Genomic DNA, 19,026 nt, shown 5'->3' with positions numbered 1-19,026 from the left:
ACCCTGGCTCTTGTTTACCCCCAGGGGGTATGTTACGTTCCTCGGCGTCAGATACCCCAGGGGGGTATCCATGGACGGCAGGTCCGGGAAGGTCTGGGAGGGAACAGTCATGGAAGGCGTCAATCCACGGCGCTGGTGGGCGCTGCTCGTGCTCGCCACCGCGCAGTTCATGGTCATCATGGACACCTCGATCATCGGGGTCGCGCTCCCCGAGATGCAGAAGGACCTCGGGTTCTCGCAGGGCGACCTGCAGTGGGTCTTCAACGCGTACGTCATCGCCTTCGGCGGACTGCTGCTCCTGGGCGGCCGGCTGTCCGACCTGCTCGGCGCCCGCAAGGTGTTCGTCGCCGGCTGGAGCGTCCTGATCGCCGGATCCGTCGTTGCCGCGGCCGCGCAGACCGCGTGGGTCGAGATCGCCGGGCGCGCGGTGCAGGGGGTCGGCGGCGCGCTCATCGCGCCCGCCTCCATGACGCTCCTGATGATGCTGTTCGGGCACAACCCGAAGGAACTCGGCAAGGCCATGGCCCTCTACGGGGCCGCGGCACCGGCCGGCGGCACCGCGGGCGTCTTCCTCGGCGGCGTCTTCACCGAGTGGCTGAGCTGGCCCTGGGTCTTCGTCATCTACGTGCCGATCGGCCTCGCGACCCTCGCCGCGACCGGTCTGCTGCCGGCGGTCGCTCCGCGCCGCGGCGCGGTGGACGTGCTCGGGGCCGTGTTCGTCACGGCGGGTCTCGCGCTGGCCGTCTACGCGGTCGTCCGGGCGCCCGAGGCCGGCTGGGGCTCCACCGGCACGGTGCTCCAACTCGTCGGCGCGGCCGTGCTGCTGGGGCTGTTCTTCGTCGTCCAGCGGGTCGTGAAGGCGCCGCTGATGCCGCTGAGCGTGTGGCGGATCCCGCGCCTCGGGTCCTCGAACCTGGCGATGGCGCTGCTCGGCGCGGCCTGGATCCCGATGTGGTACTTCCTCAACCTCTACCTCCAGCAGGTGCTCGGCTACGGGGCGTTCGCGTCCGGCGCGGCGCTGCTGCCCATGACCGGGCTGCTGATGGTGTTCATGACGGCGGTGACGGCGCGGCTGCTCGGACGGTTCGGGGCCAAGCCGTTGATCGGGGGCGGGCTGCTCGTGCTGGCCGCCGGGCTGTTCTGGCTGTCGGCGGTCGGGCCGACGGGGTCGTTCCTGGTGGACGTGCTGCCGGCCTCGCTGGTCGCGGCGCTCGGCATGTCCCTCGCGTACATCCCCGCGATGATGGCGGCCATGTCCGGCGCCCCGCAGGAGCAGGCCGGGCTCGCGTCCGGCATCGTCAACACGACGTACCAGGTGGGTTCGGCGCTGGGTCTCGCCGCGCTGACCGCACTCGCCACGTCGCAGGGCGCGGGCCGGCTGGGTGACCTTCCGGCGCTCACGGACGGGTTCAGCGCGGCGTTCGTCGGAGCGGGGGTCATCGCCGGGCTCGCGGGCCTGGTGACCCTGCTGGTGATGCGGGGGGAGCCGGGCGCTGCCGCGGGGGTTCCGGTGGCGGCGGAGAAGGCCGGCGTTTGAGCGCGGCCGGTTCCATCGACGGCGCGAGGCCCAGGGCAGAACCTGCCCTGGGCCTCGCGCCGTTGGGAGCGCCCGACGGCGGCGGGTCGGGTAGATCAAGCCCCTCCGGCGCTTGAGGAGCGGGGTCCGGGGCGGAGCCCCGAGGGGGTGCCGCCGTTGCGGGTTGCGATGTCGTCGCCGGGTGCGGGTCCGGTGGGGGCTGGTCGCGCCCCGCGGCGCAGCCGCTGATGTCACAGCCCCGCGCCCCTGAAATGCATGGCGCTGCGCGCCGCATTTCCCCGATGGGGCACCGCCCCGATGGAGATCGCGCACGAAGTGCGCATCTCCAGGGGCGCGGGGAACTGCGCGACCAGCCCCCGCGGCGGGAGAGTCGAAATAGAGCCCCTCCGGCGATTGAGGAGCGGGGGTCGGGGCGGAGCCCCTGGGGGTGTCGGCGGTGCAGGGGGCGGAATCGTCGACGGGCGCATGGTTCCGCGTACCCCTGGATCAGGCGCGGGCCGGGACCTCTCGGGCCAGCGCCAGTGAGACCGTTGCCAAGAGGGTTCCCGTGACGCGGCGTTGCCACTTCGACCAGGACGGGCGGCGCTTGAGGAGGGCGGCGACCGACCCCGCCGCGAGGATGATCAGGGCGTTCACCGTGACGCCGACCGCGATCTGCACGAGCCCGAGCGCGAACCCCTGGGCCGTGGTGTGGCCCCGGGAGGGCTCGATGAACTGGGGGATCAGCGCGAGGTACAGGATGGCGACCTTCGGGTTCAGCAGATTGGTGATGAGCCCCGTCCGCATCAGCTTCCCGTACGAGTCCCGCGGCAGCTCCCGCTGCTCGAACAGCCCGTGGCCGCCGGGCCTGAGCGTCTGCCAGGCCAGATAGGCGAGATAGGCCGCGCCCGCCGCCTTGAAGCCGATGTACAGCCAGGGGACGGCGACGAAGACGACCGCGAGCCCCACGTTGGCCAGCACCATGTAGACGACGAAACCCACCGCCGTGCCGACCAGCGAGACGAGGCCGGCCGTGCGGCCCTGGCCGATGCTCCGGGACACCAGGTACATCATGTTCGGCCCCGGCGTGAGCGCCATGCCGAGTTCGACCAGAGCGATTCCGGCGGCCGCCGACGAGGAGATGATCACGCGCCTCAGTCTTCCAGCTGTTCCGGGAGCGGCGCCGTGTGGAGGACCTGGAGGCCGGAGACGGCTCGGGTCAGGGCGACGTAGAGGCGGCGCAGGCCGGTGCGTTCGTCCGGTTCCGCGTCGACGATCGCCGCCGGGTCGTCCAGGACCACGTAGTCGTACTCGAGGCCCTTCGCCAGGGAGGCGGGGACGAGGGTGAGGCGGGCGTCAGCCGTGGTCTCCTCGCCGGGGGAGAGGTACGGGAGGCCCGCCGCGGTGAGCGCCTCGGCCAGGGCCGCGCAGCGGGGGTCCGCCGCGATGAGGCCGATCGAGCCCTCGTGACGCAGGGCGCGGCGGCAGGCGGCGACCACGTCGTCGACGCCGGACGCCTCGCGCACCGCGAACGAACCCGGGTTCTCCCGCACCGACGCCACCGGGGTGAGCCCCGGAGCGATGTGCGGGAGGAGCCGGGAGGCGTAGGTGATGACGTCGGTGGGGACACGGAAACCGGCCGTCAGCTCCTCGACCACCGCGTCCGGCTTGCCCAGGTGGGCCAGCGCCTCCGGCCAACTCGCCGTCGCCCAGGGCGTCGTGCCCTGCGCCAGGTCCCCGAGCACCGTCACCGAACCCGTCGTCGCGCGCCGCCCCACCGCCCGGTACTGCATCGGCGACAGGTCCTGCGCCTCGTCGAGGACGACGTGGCCGAGCGAGTGCGTGCGCTCGATCAGATCCGCGGCCTCGTCGATGAGCACCGCGTCCGCCGGGGACCACTTCGCCGCCTTCACGCTCCGCGCCGGCTTCACCCACAGCACGGCCTTCTGCTCGTCCTCGTCGAGCAGTCCCGCCGCGTGCTCCGCCAGGAACTCCGCGTCGGACAGCAGCCGCAGCACGAGCTTCGCCGGGTCGACCGCGGGCCAGACGTCCTTGACGACGGCCTTCACGGCGGCGTTGCGTGCGACCGCGTTCTGCACCCGGTCGTCCGGGGACTCGCCGGCCCGCTCCATCTGGACCAGGACGGCGTGCGCGATGCGCTGCGGGAGGGCCTCGCGGGCCGCTCCGTACCGCATGTCACGGGAGGCCAACTCCCGCACGATCTCTTCCAGTTCGTACTGCGCCACGCGCCAGCGGCGCGAGCCCCGCACCACGACCGCGCCCTCCGTGGGCGGCGTGATGTGCGCGCGCAGCGCGCGGCGCAGCACCTCGGCCATCCGCGCGTCGCCCTTCACGATCGCCGCGGTCGCCTCGTCGGTGCCGCGGATCTCGACGCCGCGCGCGGTGACCAGGTCGTCGACCGTCGCCTGGTGCACCTCCAGCTCGCCCAGCGCGGGCAGGACCTGCTCGATGTAGTGCAGGAAGGAACGGTTCGGGCCGATGACCAGGGTGCCCGTGCGGGCCAGGCGCTCGCGGTGCGCGTAGAGGAGGTACGCGACACGGTGCAGGCCCACGGCGGTCTTGCCGGTGCCGGGGCCGCCCTGCACGCACACCGAACCGGCCAGGCCGCTGCGGACGATCTCGTCCTGCTCCGGCTGGATCGTCGCCACGATGTCGCGCATCGGGCCGACGCGCGGGCGCTCGATCTCCTGCTGGAGCAGCTTGCTCGTACGGGCCGACTCCGCGGGGTCGGACAGGTGCTCGTCCTCGTACGCGGTGAGGTCGCCGCCCGTGTAACCGAACCGGCGGCGCAGCGCCACGTCCATCGGGTCCTTCTTGGAGGCCCGGTAGAACGGCTGGGAGACGGGGGCGCGCCAGTCGATGACCATCGGGTCGCCGTCCGCGTCGTGGACGTGCCGGCGGCCGATGTAGAACTGCTCGCCCTCCGCGCCCTCCGCCTGCTCGGCGCCCGGGGCGTGGAGGTAGTCGAGCCGGCCGAAGAAGAGGGGGGTGTCGGCGAGGTCGGCCAGGGCCTTGATGCGGTCGTCGATCTGGCGCTGGAGGACCGCCGCGTTGACCCAGTTCGCGGTGACGTCACGGATGTCGAGCGCCTGGGCGTCCTCGCGCATGGCGCGCAGGGCGGCACGGGAGGCGAGCAGGTGGCTGCGCTCGCGGTCCAGGGGGTTGTGCGGGGTCACGGGCAGGGCCTCCGGCTCCGGGTACGGGTGATCACGGAGCCGACCGGTTACCGTCCGGTCGGCGGCGCTCCGGGTTGTGCGCGGAGGCGGGCAGACGCGGCACCTTACGGCAACGCGCCCGCTGGGTCTAACCGTTTTTGCCGGGGCCTGACTCGTCCGGCGCCTCAGGTGCGGCCCCGAGTGCCCCCTCCCAGGGGCTCCGCCCCGGCCCCCGCTCCTCAATCGCCGGAGGGGCTCGAATGCCCCGACCCGCCGTCGCCAGGTGCGCGCCTTCCGGGGCTTGACCTCGGCTTTCCCGCCGTCGTGGCTGGTCGCGCAGTTCCCCGCGCCCCTGAAGGCATGCGCTGCGCGCAGCCTTCATCGGGGGAATGCCGCCCGAAGGGCGTGCATTCCAGGGGCGCGGGGCCGTGCCCGATCAGCGACTCCGTCGCGGGGCGCGACCAGCCCCCGCCGGGCGGCACCCGGCGACGAAACGGTCGGAGTTACGGCGTCCGGCCGTCCAGGGCTGAGCGCCACTCTTCGACGGACCGAGGGGAGACGGGCCCGGTCCACCCGGAGGGCCTCGCCGCGCCGCCGATGTGGAAACCGGAGATCCCGGCGTCGAGGAGACCCGGGACATGCTCCAGGCGGAGCCCGCCGCCGACCAGGATCAGCGGCTCGTACCCGGGCTCGCCGGAGGCCGTGCGCCCCGCCTCCGCCACGAGCACGTCGTACCCCGCGTCGACCCCCTCGGCCGAACCCGCCGTGAGGAACGTGTCGAGCCCGGGCAGCCCCGCGACGGCCCGCCGCAGCGCCGACCGGTCCGCGGCCCGGTCGATGGCCCGGTGGAACGTCCACGGGCATCCGTCCAGGACCCGTACGACCTGTTCGACGGCGGCCAGGTCCGGCTCCCCGCGCGCGTCCAGGAACCCGAGCACGAACTCGTCCGCCCCGGCCGAGCGCAGCGCCTCCGCCACGCGGACGAGTTCGGAGACGTCCCCCGCCGCGAAACCGTCCGCGAGGCGCAGCATCACGCGCAGCGGGATGTCGACGGAGGCGCGGATGGAGCGGAAGGTCTCCACCGACGGCGTGAGGCCGTCCGCCGCCATGTCGGTGACCAGTTCCAGCCGGTCCGCACCCCCGGCCTGCGCCGCGACCGCGTCCCGCGCGTCGAGGGCGATCACCTCCAGGACTGCACGCTTGCTCATGTGGCCGGCTCCCGACAGGTCTAGTCCAATATTGCGGACCAGCCTACGCCGCATGCACGGTGAACGCAGCCGTCCTGACCTCCCCGTCGTGCTTGAAGTCCAGGAAGAGCCGGTACGTGCCGGTGCTGGGCACGCTCGCGGTGAACGTGACGCCGGGGCCGGGCTTGCCGTCGTGCGGGTGAACGTGGAGGTAGGCCAGGTCGCCCGAGCGCAGCGCGACCAGGTGCCCGTAGGCCCCGAGGTAGGGCTCCAGGTCCGTGACGGGCTTGCCGTTCCGGTACACGTTCAGGGTCAGTTCGCTCTCCGCTCCGGGCTTCAGCTCGCCCTCCAGGCGGACCTCGTAGCCGCCCGCGACGCGCGCGGTCCCCGCGTGCTCCGGCAGCTTCGCCGGCTTGTACGTCCCCGCGACCCCGAGGCCCGATCCGAGGGTGAGCCCCTCCTTCTCGCCGGCCGGGGTGAAGTCGGCGAAGACGCGGTAGTCGCCGGACTTCGGCAGGGAGACCGGTGTCGACCACGTGCCGTCCGCCGCCCGCACGGGGTGCAGGTGCCGGTACCCGGTGAGGTCCCGCGAGGCGACGATGAGGTGCAGCTCCTTGCCGTGCTCCTTCTTGTACGAGGTCACGGGCTTGCCGGTGGAGTCCTTGCGGATGGTGAAGCGGATCTCGCCCTTCTTCGCGGGCAGCCGGTCCTGCGCCAGGTCCAGCGTGTAGCCGCGCTCGGAGACCTGGAGCCCGCCGGGCACCTCCGCGGCCGCGGCCGCCGGTTCCGCCGCCCCTTCGGAGTGGCCTCCGTGGCCGACGTCCTCCTTCCCCGTCTCCCCGCCCTTCTCCGTGCCGCCCGCGTGCTCCGCGTCGTGCGCGGCCGGCTTCTCCCCGGCGGTCACGGGGGCGACCCCGCTGCCCACCCCGTACGCGGTGCCGAACGTGGCGGCGACGGCGGCAGCGAAGGCCGTGATCTTCAGTCCGGTGCGCATGACGACTCCTGAGTGCGTGGCTGCTCGGGCTCTGGTGAGACCTATAGCTACGAAGATACCCCTGGGGGGTATTAAGTCAAGCCGGGGCGAGGCTTGCGCTCGATACCCCCCAGGGGTATAAATGGATCTCAACGAGGGGTACCCGCCCCGGGTACCGGCCCGGACGACCGGGACACCGTCACCGAGGAGGCACCATGTCGGCGCACACCGTCGCCCCGACCGAACAGGTGGAACTCGCCATCGGCGGCATGACCTGCGCGTCGTGCGCCGCCCGTATCGAGAAGAAGCTGAACCGGATGGACGGCGTCGAGGCGACCGTCAACTACGCCACCGAGAAGGCGAAGGTCGCCTTCGCCGACGGGATCGAGGTCGCCGACCTCATCGCCACCGTCGAGGCCACCGGATACACCGCGCACGAGCCCACCCCGCCGGCCGCCGCCGCCCAGGACGCCGAAGGCGTCCCCGCGGCCGAGGCCGACGAGCTGCGCCCGCTGCGCCAGCGCCTGATCACGGCCGTCGCCCTGGCCCTCCCGGTCATCGCGATGGCGATGGTCCCGGCCCTCCAGTTCGAGTACTGGCAGTGGCTCTCGCTGACCCTCGCCGCGCCCGTCGTCACGTACGCCGCCTGGCCCTTCCACAAGGCGGCCTTCACCAACGCCCGGCACGGCGCCGCGACGATGGACACGCTGATCTCGGTCGGCACCACGGCCGCGTTCGTCTGGTCCCTGTGGGCGCTGTTCTTCGGCACCGCCGGCGAGCCCGGCATGACCCACCCCTTCGAGCTGACCATCGCCCGCAGCGACGGCGCCGGGAACATCTACCTGGAGGCCGCCGCCGGCGTCACCGCGTTCATCCTCGCCGGGCGCTACTTCGAGGCCCGCTCCAAGAGGAAGGCCGGCGCCGCGCTCAAGGCCCTGCTCGAACTCGGCGCCAAGGACGTCACCGTCCTCCACGACGGCGGGCACGAACAGACCATCCCCGTCAGCGAGCTGAAGGTCGGCGACCGCTTCCTGGTCCGCCCCGGCGAGAAGATCGCCACCGACGGCATCGTCGTCGAGGGCTCCTCCGCCGTCGACGCGTCCATGCTCACCGGCGAGTCCGTGCCCGTGGAGGTCGCGACCGGCGACGCCGTCACCGGCGCCACGCTCAACGCGGGCGGCCGCCTCGTCGTCGAGGCCACCCGGGTCGGCGCGGACACCCAGCTCTCCCGCATGGCCAAGCTCGTCGAGGACGCGCAGAACGGCAAGGCCGCCGCCCAGCGCCTCGCCGACAAGATCTCCGCCGTCTTCGTCCCCGTCGTCATCGCCCTCGCCGTCGCCACCCTCGGCTTCTGGCTGGGCAACGGGTCGGGCTGGACCGCCGCGTTCACCGCCGCCGTCGCCGTCCTGATCATCGCCTGCCCCTGCGCCCTCGGCCTCGCCACCCCGACCGCCCTCATGGTCGGCACCGGGCGCGGCGCCCAGCTCGGCATCCTGATCAAGGGTCCCGAGGTCCTGGAGACCACCCGCAAGGTCGACACGATCGTCCTCGACAAGACCGGCACCGTCACCACCGGCAAGATGACCCTGCTCGCCACCCACACCGCCGACGGCGTCACCGAGGACGACGTGCTGCGCCTGGCCGGCGCCCTGGAGCACTCCTCCGAGCACCCCATCGCCCAGGCCGTCGCCGCCGGCGCCGCCGAGCGGGTCGGCAAGCTCCCCACCCCCGAGGACTTCGCCAACATCGCGGGGCTCGGCGTCCAGGGCGTCGTCGACGGCCACGCCGTCCTCGTCGGCCGCGAGGCGCTGCTCAAGGAGTGGGAGATCCACCTGCCGGTCGGACTGGCCCGCACCAAGGCCGAGGCCGAGGCGGCCGGACGTACGGCCATCGCGGTCGCCTGGGACGGCGAGGCCCGCGCCGTCCTGGAGGTCGCCGACGCGGTCAAGGACACCAGCGCCGACGCGATCCGCCGCTTCCGCGAACTGGGTCTGCGCCCGGTCCTGCTGACCGGCGACAACGAGGCGGTGGCCCGCGCCGTCGCCGCCGAGGTCGGCATCGCGCCGGAGGACGTCATCGCCGAGGTCCTGCCCCAGGACAAGGTCGACGTCGTCAAGCGCCTCCAGGGCGAGGGCCGTTCGGTCGCCATGGTCGGCGACGGGGTCAACGACGCCGCCGCGCTCGCCCAGGCCGACCTCGGGCTCGCGATGGGCACCGGCACCGACGCCGCCATCGAGGCCGGTGACCTCACCCTGGTCCGCGGTGACCTGCGCTCCGCGGCCGACGCGATCCGGCTGTCCCGCAAGACCCTCGGCACGATCCGCTCGAACCTCTTCTGGGCCTTCGCCTACAACGTGGCGGCGCTTCCGCTGGCCGCGGCCGGCCTGCTCAACCCGATGATCGCCGGAGCGGCCATGGCCTTCTCCTCGGTCTTCGTCGTCGGCAACAGCCTCCGCCTGCGCCGCTTCAAGCCGGGGTTCTGACCGGGTGACGAGTGAGCCCGGGGGCGCGGTCCAAGTGACCGCGCCCCCGGGCTCTGCGCCGTTGCGGGTCGCGATTTCGTCGCCGGGTGCGGGCCGGTGGGGCTTCTCGCGCAGTTCCCCGCGCCCCTGAAGGCGAACGGCTTCGCCGTTCAGCCTTCATCGGGGAAATGCGGCGCGAAGCGCCATGCATTTCAGGGGCGCGGGGAACTGCGCGACCAGCCCCCGCGGCGGGAGAGCCGAACTCAAGCCCCCGAGCAGGTGCGGGGTGCCTACTTGCCGGCCAGGAGATCGTCCGCGTCGATGATCCGGTACGCGTACCCCTGCTCCGCCAGGAACCGCTGGCGATGCGCCGCGAAGTCCTGGTCGATCGTGTCGCGGGCGACGACCGAGTAGAAGTGCGCCTGGTGGCCGTCCGCCTTCGGACGCAGGACGCGGCCGAGCCGCTGGGCCTCCTCCTGGCGGGAGCCGAACGTGCCCGACACCTGGATCGCGACCGTGGCCTCCGGCAGGTCGATCGAGAAGTTCGCGACCTTGGAGACGACGAGGACGTTGATCTCGCCGTTGCGGAACGCGTCGAAGAGCCGCTCGCGCTCCTTGTTCGACGTCTCGCCCTTGATGACCGGGGCGTCGAGGTGCTCGCCCAGCTCGTCGAGCTGGTCGATGTACTGGCCGATGACGAGGATCTGCTGGCCCTCGAACTTCTTCACCAGCGCTTCCGTCACCTTCCGCTTCGTCGCGGTCGTCGCGCAGAAGCGGTACTTCTCCTCGGCCTCGGCCGTCGCGTAGGCGAGCCGCTCGGAGTCCGTCAGGTTCACCCGGACCTCGACGCAGTCCGCCGGGGCGATGTAGCCCTGCGCCTCGATCTCCTTCCACGGCGCGTCGAAGCGCTTCGGCCCGATGAGGGAGAAGACGTCCGCCTCCTTGCCGTCCTCGCGCACCAGCGTCGCGGTGAGGCCGAGCCGGCGGCGGGCCTGCAGGTCGGCGGTGAACTTGAAGACCGGCGCGGGCAGCAGGTGCACCTCGTCGTAGACGATCAGACCCCAGTCGCGGGAGTCGAACAGCTCCAGGTGCGGGTAGACACCCTTCCGCTTCGTCGTCAGGACCTGGTACGTCGCGATCGTGACGGGCCGGATCTCCTTCTTCGTGCCGCTGTACTCGCCGATCTCGTCCTCGGTCAGCGAGGTCCGCTTCACCAGCTCGTGCTTCCACTGGCGGGCCGACACCGTGTTCGTCACGAGGATCAGCGTCGTCGCCTTGGCCTCCGCCATCGCGCCCGCGCCGACCAGCGTCTTCCCGGCGCCGCAGGGGAGCACGACGACACCGGAGCCGCCGTGCCAGAAGCCTTCCACGGCCTGCTTCTGGTACGGGCGCAGCGCCCAGCCGTCCTCGGCGAGGTCGATGCGGTGCGCCTCGCCGTCCACGTACCCGGCGAGGTCCTCGGCCGGCCAGCCCAGCTTCAGCAGGGTCTGCTTGATCTGGCCGCGCTCGGAGGGGTGCACGACGACCGTGTCCGGGTCGATCCGCTCGCCGACCAGCGGGGCGACCCGCTTGGAGCGCAGCACCTCCTCCAGGACGGGCCGGTCCGTGGTGGTCAGGACGAGACCGTGCGCGGGGTGCTTGCTCAGCGTCAGCCGGCCGTAGCGGTCCATCGTCTCGGCGATGTCGACGAGCAGCGCGTGCGGCACCGGGTACCGGCTGAACTGCACGAGCGCGTCGACGACCTGCTCCGCGTCGTGCCCGGCGGCCCGCGCGTTCCACAGCCCGAGCGGGGTCACCCGGTACGTGTGGATGTGCTCGGGCGCCCGCTCCAGCTCGGCGAACGGGGCGATCGCACGACGGCAGGCGTCGGCCTGGTCGTGGTCGACCTCCAGCAGGAGCGTCTTGTCCGACTGGACGATGAGAGGTCCGTTCACGCGCGGCACCTTTCTGGAAGGGCGTGGCCCGGTGTGGCCAAACGTCCAGTGTGCCGCACCCGGCTCATTCCCCGGAAAGCTCGGCCACGCCCGTGACCCGGTGCAGGGGGTACGTGCGGACCTCGTCGGCGGTGTGGTCGTACGCGGTCACGAAGCCGCCCTCCACCCGGATCGGGGCGATGACGCGCTGGCTGGCGGCGCCCTCCGCGTTCACGTAGCCGATCCACAGGGCCTCGCCGGTCATCACCGCGGCCTGCATCGTGGCGAGGGTCTCGGCGGCGCCGGTGCGTGGCAGTTCGCCGTCCGCGGGGCGCTCCGGGGCGGACTTGCGCGGGGTCGTCGCGGCGCGGTCGCCCGCCCGGATGGCGCGGATCGCGGCGTCCAGGAGCGTGCCGTCGGGCAGCGGCGGGCCGTCCGGGACGGGCTCGGGGGCGGTACGGGGCGGGGTGCGGCGGGCGTGCGCGCGGGTGATCAGGACATCGCCCTCGGGGGTCTCGGCGGCGGGCGCGAAGCCCATGGCGCGCAGGCCCTCCAGAAGCGTGCCGGGGTCGGCCTGTGCGGCGAGCACGGTCGGGGCGAGGCGGCGCAGGCGCAGGCCCGCGGCCCGCTTGTCGGCGAGGATCTCGCCGAGCATGGCGTCGTCGTCGCACCGCACGTAGGCGCTCGCCGCGCCGATCCGCAGGTGGCCGTGGCGCCGGGCCACGTCGTCGATGAGGTACGCGAGGGGCTGCGGGACCGGGGTGCGGGAGTGCGCGGCGAGGAAGGCGTGCAGGTCGGACGCGGTGCGCCCGGCGTCGAGCGCCCGCCGCACCGACCCCGGCGTGAACCGGTACACGGTGGCTCCGCCCTTCGACTCGACGTCCGCGAGCACGGACAGCGCGTCGGCGAGCGGCCGCTCCAGCGGGCCCGGCGCGACGGCCGTCAGGTCGGCCTGCAGCAGGACGTGGTCGAGCGCCTCCGGCAGCAGCGGGGCCAGCACCTTCCCGGCCCGCGCGGCGGTGACGGCCGCCTCGGCGGGGGTGAGGGGGGTGTGACCCGGGCCGTCCGCGGCCTCGAGGGTGAGCAGGGCGCGGGCGTGGGTGGAGAGGGCGCCGCGGCCGGTGATGCCGAGGAGTTCGGCCTCGGCGAGGGTCCAGCGGACCAGGTTGCCGCGCAGTTCCAGGGCGCCGGGGGAGGGGCGCTCCCACGCGAGGCGGGCGACGACCGACTCCGGGTCGGGGGCCGCGCCCTGCGGCAGGTCCGCGAGCAGGGACAGGACGCGGTGGCGCACCTCGGGCGCCGCCGAACGGTCCAGGTGCGGGCCCAGGGCCGACAGCGTGCGGTCCTTGCCGTCCCGGCCGCCGACCAGGCCCGGCGTCCGGGTCGCCGTCAGCCAGGCCGCCGCGAGCGGCACCCAGCGCTCGGCCGGCGGCAGCTCCAGCCACTCGTCCAGCGCGGGCGTCGCCGCGTACCGCTCGTCGGCCTCGCCGTCGGACGCCACCAGGCCCGCCGCGTAGGCCAGTTCGACCCAGAACGCGGCGGTCTGCTCCGACGTGTCCAGCGCCGTGGCCGTCCGCTTGAGGTCCCGCACGCTCAGACCGCCCGCGCGCAGCACCGCCGGGCCGCCCTCGTCCCAGTCCTTCAGCAGCTCCTCGACCGTCGCGAGCGCCGTGTACGCCTCGGCGGCCGCCGTCTCGTCCACAACCTGTGGACGGTGCGTCGCCTTCGCCGCGACCTCCGGCGGCAGCGGCTCCAGCACCCGGTGCGCCCGGCCGCCGCGCAGGTGCAGCGCCGCCTCGCGCGGCAGCACGACCGTGCCGGGGCTCGTCGGCAGCAGCAGGCCCCGGTCGAGGAGCCAGCGCAGGTGCGCGGCCGGGCGGGCCGTGACCTGCCCGTACGGCGGGCCCCACACCAGCCGGTTCAGTACGTCGACGGACTCGGCCGGGGCCTCGTCCAGGAGGGCGCCCATCCGGTCCTGCGCCGTGAACAGCTCGGTCAGCGCCGCCACCGCCGACACCGGGTCGTGCGTCGAGGGCAGCCCGGCCGTCGCCACGATCTCCTGCAACCGGGTCGGCGACATGCCCGAGGTGGCCTCCGCGACGGTCGGGCCGAGACCGGTGGGGGAGGGGTGCTGGGCGCTGGGTGCGAGCAGTTCGCGGGCCGTGCGGACCAGACGGAGCTGGTCGTCGCCGCCCCACACCAGGGCCTGCTCGCGCAGGGTCGCCACGGCGCCCGGCAGTGCGGCGGAGGCGTCGTCGCCGGGCAGCAGGGCGTGCAGGGCGGTGTACGGGGCCGGGTCCGGGGCGATCGCCAGGGCCTGGGCGACCTGCTGGGTGAAGCGGTCGAGGCGGTCCAGGGCGCGGATGACGGAGGCGCGGGTGCCGGCGCGGGTCGCCAGCTGGGTCAGGTCGTTCGGCACCGGGCCGAGGAGGTCGGGGCGGGCGCGCAGCAGGCGGGCCAGGTCCTCGTCCGTCCCGGCGCGCAGCGCTTCCGCGAGGGAGCGGGGACTGGTGGTCGCCGGGGTCTGCGCGTTCGGGCTCATCTGACCCACGTTAGCGGTGCGGGTCGCTCCGCGGGTCTACGCCGTCACGGGTTGCGGTTCCGTCGCCGCCTGCGGGCCGGTGGGGCTTCTCGCGCAGTTCCCCGCGCCCCTGAAGGCATGCGCTGCGCGCAGCCTTCGTCGGGGAAATGCGACGCGAAGCGTCTGCTTTTCGGGGGCGCGGGGAACTGCGCGACCAGCCCCCACGGCGGGAGAGCCGAAATCAAGCCCTGGGAACGGGTACCGTCGGGGCGTCAAAGTGCGGACCCCGGAGGGGACTTCGTGGGGATTGAGAGCGATCAGATCGTCTTCGACTATCTGAGCCGGGTCGGGGACCTGGCCCAGCAGCGTCAGCTGCCGTCGGCGACGAGAATGCGACTGGTGTCGGAGCTGCGCGGCGAGATCGACAAGCGCCGCGCCAAGGTGACCGTCGACAGCCCGGCCGCGGTGCGCCGCATCATCGACCGCCTCGGCAGCCCCGACGACATCGTCACCGGCGCCCAGGACGGCACCGCCCCCGACCCCGCCGAGACCCTCACCCGCCCCGTCCCCGAGCAGCCCGGCGCGGCCGCCCCGCGCCGCAGGATGCCCCGCCCGCGCCGCACCCCGGCCCCCGGACCGGAGGACCCCGCCCCGTCGCCCCCGCACCTCGCCGGCACCGACGAACTCGGCACGCCTGGCGGCGACACCGACTGGTGGCGGCTCGGCGAGGGCGGCGCGATGCCGCTCGGCGAGTCGGACAGCGTGCCCGGGTTCGTCGGCGGCGTAGAGATCCCCGAGCTCCTCAAGCCGCCCCCCAGGCCCGGCGACAAGCGGCCCGACCTGCGCAAGAAGCCCGTTGAGGACGAGGAGCCGGAAGCCGAGGAGGAGACGGAGGAGGCGGCCCCGCGCAAGCGGCGCGGTCTGCCTCGGCTCGCGGCGCCCGCGGGGGGCCTCGCCAACCCCGTACTGATGCTCGCCGCGCTCGTCCTCGTCGTCGGCGCCGTCCTCGGCAACATCCTCGTCCTGCTGATCGGCTGGGCGGTCGTCTTCCTGTCACGGCGGCTGACCGAGGGCCAGAAGAAGTGGGCGGTGTTCGTGCTGCCCGGGGCCGCGGCGGCCGCCGGGATCGTCTGGCTCTGGGGCCGGACCGACGGCCGCTGGGGCGAGCCCGTCGCGGACGGCCGGATGAGCGCGGCGCTCGGCGAGACCTGGCCGTGGGTGCTGCGGGGCGCGGCGATCGCCTCCGCGCTGTACCTGGTGTGGCGTTCCCGGCGGCAGCGCTGAGGCGGCCCTACGACACGTCGGCCAGGTCGGACTGGAGTTCGCCGAGGATCTGGTTCGCCGCGGTGTAGCCGATGCCCTGGATCCACAGTTCGTCGTCGACCTGGAAGACCTTGCCGTTCTTGACGGCCTTCAGGTTCTGCCACAGGCCGCTCGTCGTGGTCTGCGTGACTTTCGCCTTGCCCGGGTTGCCGTACGTGGACGTGAAGACGACGTCCGCGTCCGCCTTGTCGATCTGCTCGGGGCTCACCTCGTACGCGAACCCGTCCTTCGCCTTGTCGGTGATCGCGGGGCGGCCCAGGCCCAGGTCGGCGAGGATCGTGCCGATGTAGTTCTGCTTGCCGTAGATGCGGATGTCGGCGCCCTCGACGAAGCGGACGACGTTCACGTCCGTGCGGGCCGCCTTCGCCTTGCCGCCCAGGGACTTCGTGACGGCGGCCACGTGCTCCTCGTACTTCTTGACGGCGGCCTTGGCCTCGGGCTTCTTGCCGAGGGCGTCCGCGTGCACCAGGAAGTTCTGCTTCCAGGGGTAGCCGGTGGACTCGGTGAGGACGGTCGGGGCGATGGCGCTGAGCTGCTTGTAGCGCTGGGCGTCGCGGACCTTGCTGCTGAGGATCAGGTCGGGCTTGAGCCCCGCGATCTTCTCCAGGCTCGCGTTGGCGATCTCGCCGACCTCGGTGATGCCCTTCGTCCGCGCCTTCGGGAGGTACGACAGGAAGGTGCTCTCGGCGCCGGCGCGGGTGGCTCCTACGGGGGTGACGCCGAGAGTGAGCGCGGAGTCGAGCTCGGCGGTGTCCAGGACGACGACGCGCCGGGGAGCGTTCTTGACCTTGACGGGGCCCATCGCGGTCTTGACGGTGTGGGTGCCGTTCGGGTCCGCGCCCGGCTTCTTCTCCTCCGCCGGGTCGGAGGACGTGCAGGAGGACACGGCGAGAGCCGTGGCGAGGACGAGGGTGCCGATGACTGTGCCGCGGTGCGTGAGGGAGGCGTTCATGTGTGCCTTTCGGGTCAGCGCCGTTGCCGGTCGGTCAATTGTTGCCGGGTACCGCTTTCGTCGGGGCGGGTCGCAGAGGGAGGGCCGCGCTCCACGGCGTCCCGGGCACCACCAGCGGGGAGCCGGTGACCGGGTCGGGGACGACGACACACGTGAGGCCGAAGACCTCCTTCACCAGGGACTCCGTGACGATCTCCGCCGGGGGACCCTCGGCGACGATGCGGCCGGACTTCATGGCGACGAGGTGGTCGGCGTAGCGGGCCGCCTGGTTCAGGTCGTGCAGGACGACGGCGATCGTGCGGCCGCGGTCGTGGTTGAGCTGGCGGACCAGGTCCAGGACCTCCACCTGGTGGGCGATGTCCAGGAACGTCGTGGGCTCGTCCAGGAGCAGGATGTCCGTCTCCTGGGCCAGCGCCATCGCGATCCAGACCCGCTGGCGCTGCCCGCCGGACAGCTCGTCGACGTTCCGGTCGGCGAGCGCGGCGACGTCCGTGCGCTCCATGGCCTCCGTGACGGCCTTCTCGTCCGCCTCGGACCACTGCTGCCACCAGCTCTGGTGCGGCTGGCGCCCGCGCGAGACGAGGTCCCCGACGGTGATCGCCTCGGGCGCGACGGGGCTCTGCGGGAGCAGCCCGATCCGCTGGGCGATCTTCTTGGTGGGGAGTTCGGCGAGGGCCTTGCCGTCGAGGAGGACGGAGCCGCCGGCCGGCTTGAGGAGCCGGCCGAGCGCCCGCAGCGTGGTCGACTTGCCGCACGCGTTCGGGCCGACGATCACCGTGACCTGCCCGTCGGGCACCGCCAGGTCGAGGTCGTGCACGACGGTGCGGTCCTCGTAGGCGAGGGTCAGGTCGCGGGCCGAGAGCCGGCTCATGAAGTGCCTCCGGGACGACGGGAGCGGATGATCAGCCAGATCAGGTACGGGGCGCCGACCGCGGCCGTGAGCACGCCCACGGGCAGTTCGGTCGGTGAGAACAGGCGCCGGGCCAGCAGGTCGCCGACGACGACGATCAGCGCGCCGAGCAGTCCGGAGCAGAGCAGCGGGATCTGCGCGGTGCGGGTGAGGCGCCGGGCGATCTGCGGGGCGAGCAGCGCGACGAAGTCGACGGGCCCGGCGGCGCCGGTCGCGACGGACGCGAGGACGACGCCGAGCGCGACGAGCCCGAGGCGCACCCGGCCGAGCCGTACGCCGAGCGCGGTCGCGGTGTCGTCGTCCATGGAGACGGTCCGCTGGGCGCGCGCCGCCCATGCCACGGCGGGGGCGAGGATCAGCAGGGTCCAGGCGAGCGGGGCGGCCTCCGCCCAGCCGCGCCCGTTGAGCGAGCCGGTCATCCAGATCTGCGCCTGCTGGGCGACGAGGTAGTCGCCCTTGGTCATGAACAGCGTCGTGACCGAGCGCAGGGCGATCGCGAAGCCGATGCCGATGAGCACGAAGCGCGTCGCGTGCAGTCCGCCGCGCCACGCGAACACGTAGACGAGCGCGGCGGCGAGCAGCCCACCGGCCACGGACACGTACGGCAGCACGGTGTACGAGGTGAGGCCGAAGGTCATCGCGGCGACGGTGACGGCGCTCGCGCCCTGGCTGATGCCGATGATGTCGGGGCTGGCGAGCGGGTTGCGGGCGACGGTCTGGATCAGCGCGCCCGCGACGCCGAACGCGACCCCGACGAGCAGGCCGACGACCATCCGCGGCTCGCGCAGCGTGCCCACGACCAGCTCGTCCGGCGACGGCTGCCCGGTGAGGACCTTGAGCACCTCGACGGGGCTGGTGAACGTCTCGCCCACGCACAGGTACGCGAGAGCGCCCGCGGCGAGCAGCAGCGCGAGGACGACGGCCACGACCGCCGCCCTGCGGTGCAGCAGGAAACGGGCCCGGCCCGCGCGGACGACCGTGTATCCGGCCGGGCGGACCCCGGCGATCGCGCTCACGCGGGCACCGCCTTCCGGCGCACGAGCGCCACGAGGAACGGCACCCCGATGAGCGCCGTCATCACGCCCGCCGGCACCTCGCTCGGCGGGAAGACCACGCGGCCCACCGTGTCGGAGACCAGCAGCATCACGGGTCCGACGAGCGCGGCCATGGGCAGCAGCCAGCGGTGGTCGGAGCCGACGAGCGCGCGGGCGATGTGCGGCACGGCCAGCCCGATGAACGCGATCGGCCCGGCCGCGGCCACACCGACACCGGTGAGCACGGTCGCGCCGAGCCCGCCGACGATCCGTACGGTCGCCACCCGCTGCCCGAGCCCCTTCGCGACGTCCTCGCCGAGCGCCAGCGCGTCGAGCCCGCGGGCGACGGACAGCACGAGGACGGCGCCGACGAGCAGGAACGGCCACACCTGGCCGACCAGCTCCGCGTCCCGGCCGGACAGCGAGCCGACCTGCCAGAACCGGAACTCGTCCAGCGCGGAGGCCTTCGTGGTGAGGATCGCGGTGGTGACGGAGACGAGCAGCGCGTTGATCGCGGCGCCGCCGAGCGCCAGCTTCACCGGGGTCGCCCCGCCGCGCCCGCTGGAGGCGATCGCGTAGACGGCGACGGCGGCGATGCCCGCCCCGGCGAACGCGAACCACACGTATCCGGTCAGCGTGTGGATGCCGAGGTAGGCGATGGCGAGCACGACGCCGACCGAGGCGCCCTGGCTGATGCCGAGGATGCCGGGGTCGGCGATGGGGTTGCGGGTGATGCCCTGCAGGACGGTGCCGGCCAGCGCGAGGCCCGCGCCGACCATCAGGCCGACGAGCGTGCGCGGCAGCCGCAGCCCGCGCACCACCTCGGCCGCGTTGCTGTGCCCGCCGTGCAGCAGGGCGTCGAACACGGCGGACGGCGCGATCGGGCGGGCCCCCACCGCGAGGCTGAGCAGCACCGCGAGGGCCAGCGCCGCGGCGGCCGCCACGAGTGCGGCGACCCGGGTGGCGCGGCGTCTGACGGGCATGGGCGGGCTCTCTCCGGACGGTGTGATTGGTAAGGCTTGGCTAAGTATGGGATGCCGGGCTCATCGTATGCCCGGG

The 19,026-nt window shown here is 73.4% G+C and carries 13 protein-coding genes; 3 read left to right on the top strand and 10 right to left on the bottom strand.

Features of this window, described 5'->3' with window-relative positions:
• The first annotated feature begins 109 nt into the window (after positions 1-109).
• On the top strand, positions 110-1,537 hold the full coding sequence (locus IAG42_RS15840; protein WP_188341418.1) for an MFS transporter: 1,428 nt from the start codon (positions 110-112) through the stop codon (positions 1,535-1,537).
• A gap of 486 nt (positions 1,538-2,023) precedes the next feature.
• On the opposite strand, the gene IAG42_RS15835 is transcribed toward IAG42_RS15840, so the two are convergent.
• From IAG42_RS15835 to IAG42_RS15820, 4 genes are all read right to left on the bottom strand, one after another.
• On the bottom strand, positions 2,024-2,662 hold the full coding sequence (locus IAG42_RS15835) for a LysE family translocator (RefSeq protein ID WP_223206407.1): 639 nt from the start codon (positions 2,660-2,662) through the stop codon (positions 2,024-2,026).
• 8 nt (positions 2,663-2,670) lie between these two features.
• Complete coding sequence (locus IAG42_RS15830; protein WP_188341416.1) at positions 2,671-4,644, bottom strand: HelD family protein; 1,974 nt, start codon at positions 4,642-4,644, stop codon at positions 2,671-2,673.
• A 551-nt stretch (positions 4,645-5,195) separates the two neighbouring features.
• Positions 5,196-5,900, bottom strand: a complete 705-nt coding sequence (locus IAG42_RS15825; RefSeq protein WP_188337638.1) for a copper homeostasis protein CutC — start codon at positions 5,898-5,900, stop codon at positions 5,196-5,198.
• Positions 5,901-5,943: 43 nt separating this feature from the next.
• Complete coding sequence (locus IAG42_RS15820) at positions 5,944-6,873, bottom strand: hypothetical protein (protein ID WP_188337637.1); 930 nt, start codon at positions 6,871-6,873, stop codon at positions 5,944-5,946.
• Between the two features lie 194 nt (positions 6,874-7,067).
• Between IAG42_RS15820 and IAG42_RS15815 the strand changes: the two genes are divergently transcribed.
• Positions 7,068-9,335 carry a heavy metal translocating P-type ATPase gene (locus tag IAG42_RS15815; protein ID WP_188337636.1) on the top strand — a complete coding sequence of 756 codons (2,268 nt, stop codon included), beginning with the start codon at positions 7,068-7,070 and terminating at the stop codon, positions 9,333-9,335.
• A gap of 269 nt (positions 9,336-9,604) precedes the next feature.
• Here the strand turns inward: IAG42_RS15815 and IAG42_RS15810 are convergent, their stop codons facing one another.
• Both IAG42_RS15810 and IAG42_RS15805 read right to left on the bottom strand, forming a co-directional pair.
• Entirely contained in the window at positions 9,605-11,248 is a 1,644-nt protein-coding gene (locus tag IAG42_RS15810) for a DNA repair helicase XPB (protein WP_188337635.1), read from the bottom strand.
• A gap of 64 nt (positions 11,249-11,312) precedes the next feature.
• Complete coding sequence (locus IAG42_RS15805; RefSeq protein ID WP_188337634.1) at positions 11,313-13,769, bottom strand: helicase C-terminal domain-containing protein; 2,457 nt, start codon at positions 13,767-13,769, stop codon at positions 11,313-11,315.
• Positions 13,770-14,048: 279 nt separating this feature from the next.
• On the opposite strand from IAG42_RS15805, the gene IAG42_RS15800 reads away from it, so the two are divergent.
• Positions 14,049-15,032 carry a hypothetical protein gene (locus IAG42_RS15800; RefSeq protein ID WP_188337633.1) on the top strand — a complete coding sequence of 328 codons (984 nt, stop codon included), beginning with the start codon at positions 14,049-14,051 and terminating at the stop codon, positions 15,030-15,032.
• Positions 15,033-15,039: 7 nt separating this feature from the next.
• Here the strand turns inward: IAG42_RS15800 and IAG42_RS15795 are convergent, their stop codons facing one another.
• The 4 genes from IAG42_RS15795 to IAG42_RS15780 are packed head-to-tail and all read right to left on the bottom strand — an operon-like array spanning position 15,040 to position 18,950.
• Positions 15,040-16,023, bottom strand: a complete 984-nt coding sequence (locus IAG42_RS15795; RefSeq protein ID WP_188337632.1) for an ABC transporter substrate-binding protein — start codon at positions 16,021-16,023, stop codon at positions 15,040-15,042.
• A 34-nt stretch (positions 16,024-16,057) separates the two neighbouring features.
• Positions 16,058-16,894, bottom strand: coding sequence for an ABC transporter ATP-binding protein (locus IAG42_RS15790; RefSeq protein ID WP_188337631.1), 837 nt, complete (start codon positions 16,892-16,894; stop codon positions 16,058-16,060).
• Entirely contained in the window at positions 16,891-17,949 is a 1,059-nt protein-coding gene (locus IAG42_RS15785; protein WP_188337630.1) for a FecCD family ABC transporter permease, read from the bottom strand. The genes IAG42_RS15790 and IAG42_RS15785 overlap by 4 nt, the downstream gene beginning before the upstream one ends.
• Entirely contained in the window at positions 17,946-18,950 is a 1,005-nt protein-coding gene (locus IAG42_RS15780) for a FecCD family ABC transporter permease (protein ID WP_188337629.1), read from the bottom strand. The genes IAG42_RS15785 and IAG42_RS15780 overlap by 4 nt, the downstream gene beginning before the upstream one ends.
• Positions 18,951-19,026: the final 76 nt, after the last annotated feature.

The sequence above is a fragment of the Streptomyces xanthii genome (assembly GCF_014621695.1).
GTDB lineage: Bacteria > Actinomycetota > Actinomycetes > Streptomycetales > Streptomycetaceae > Streptomyces > Streptomyces xanthii.
Note: the sequence above shows the minus strand (reverse complement) of the source record. Positions and strands in the feature narration are given on the sequence as shown.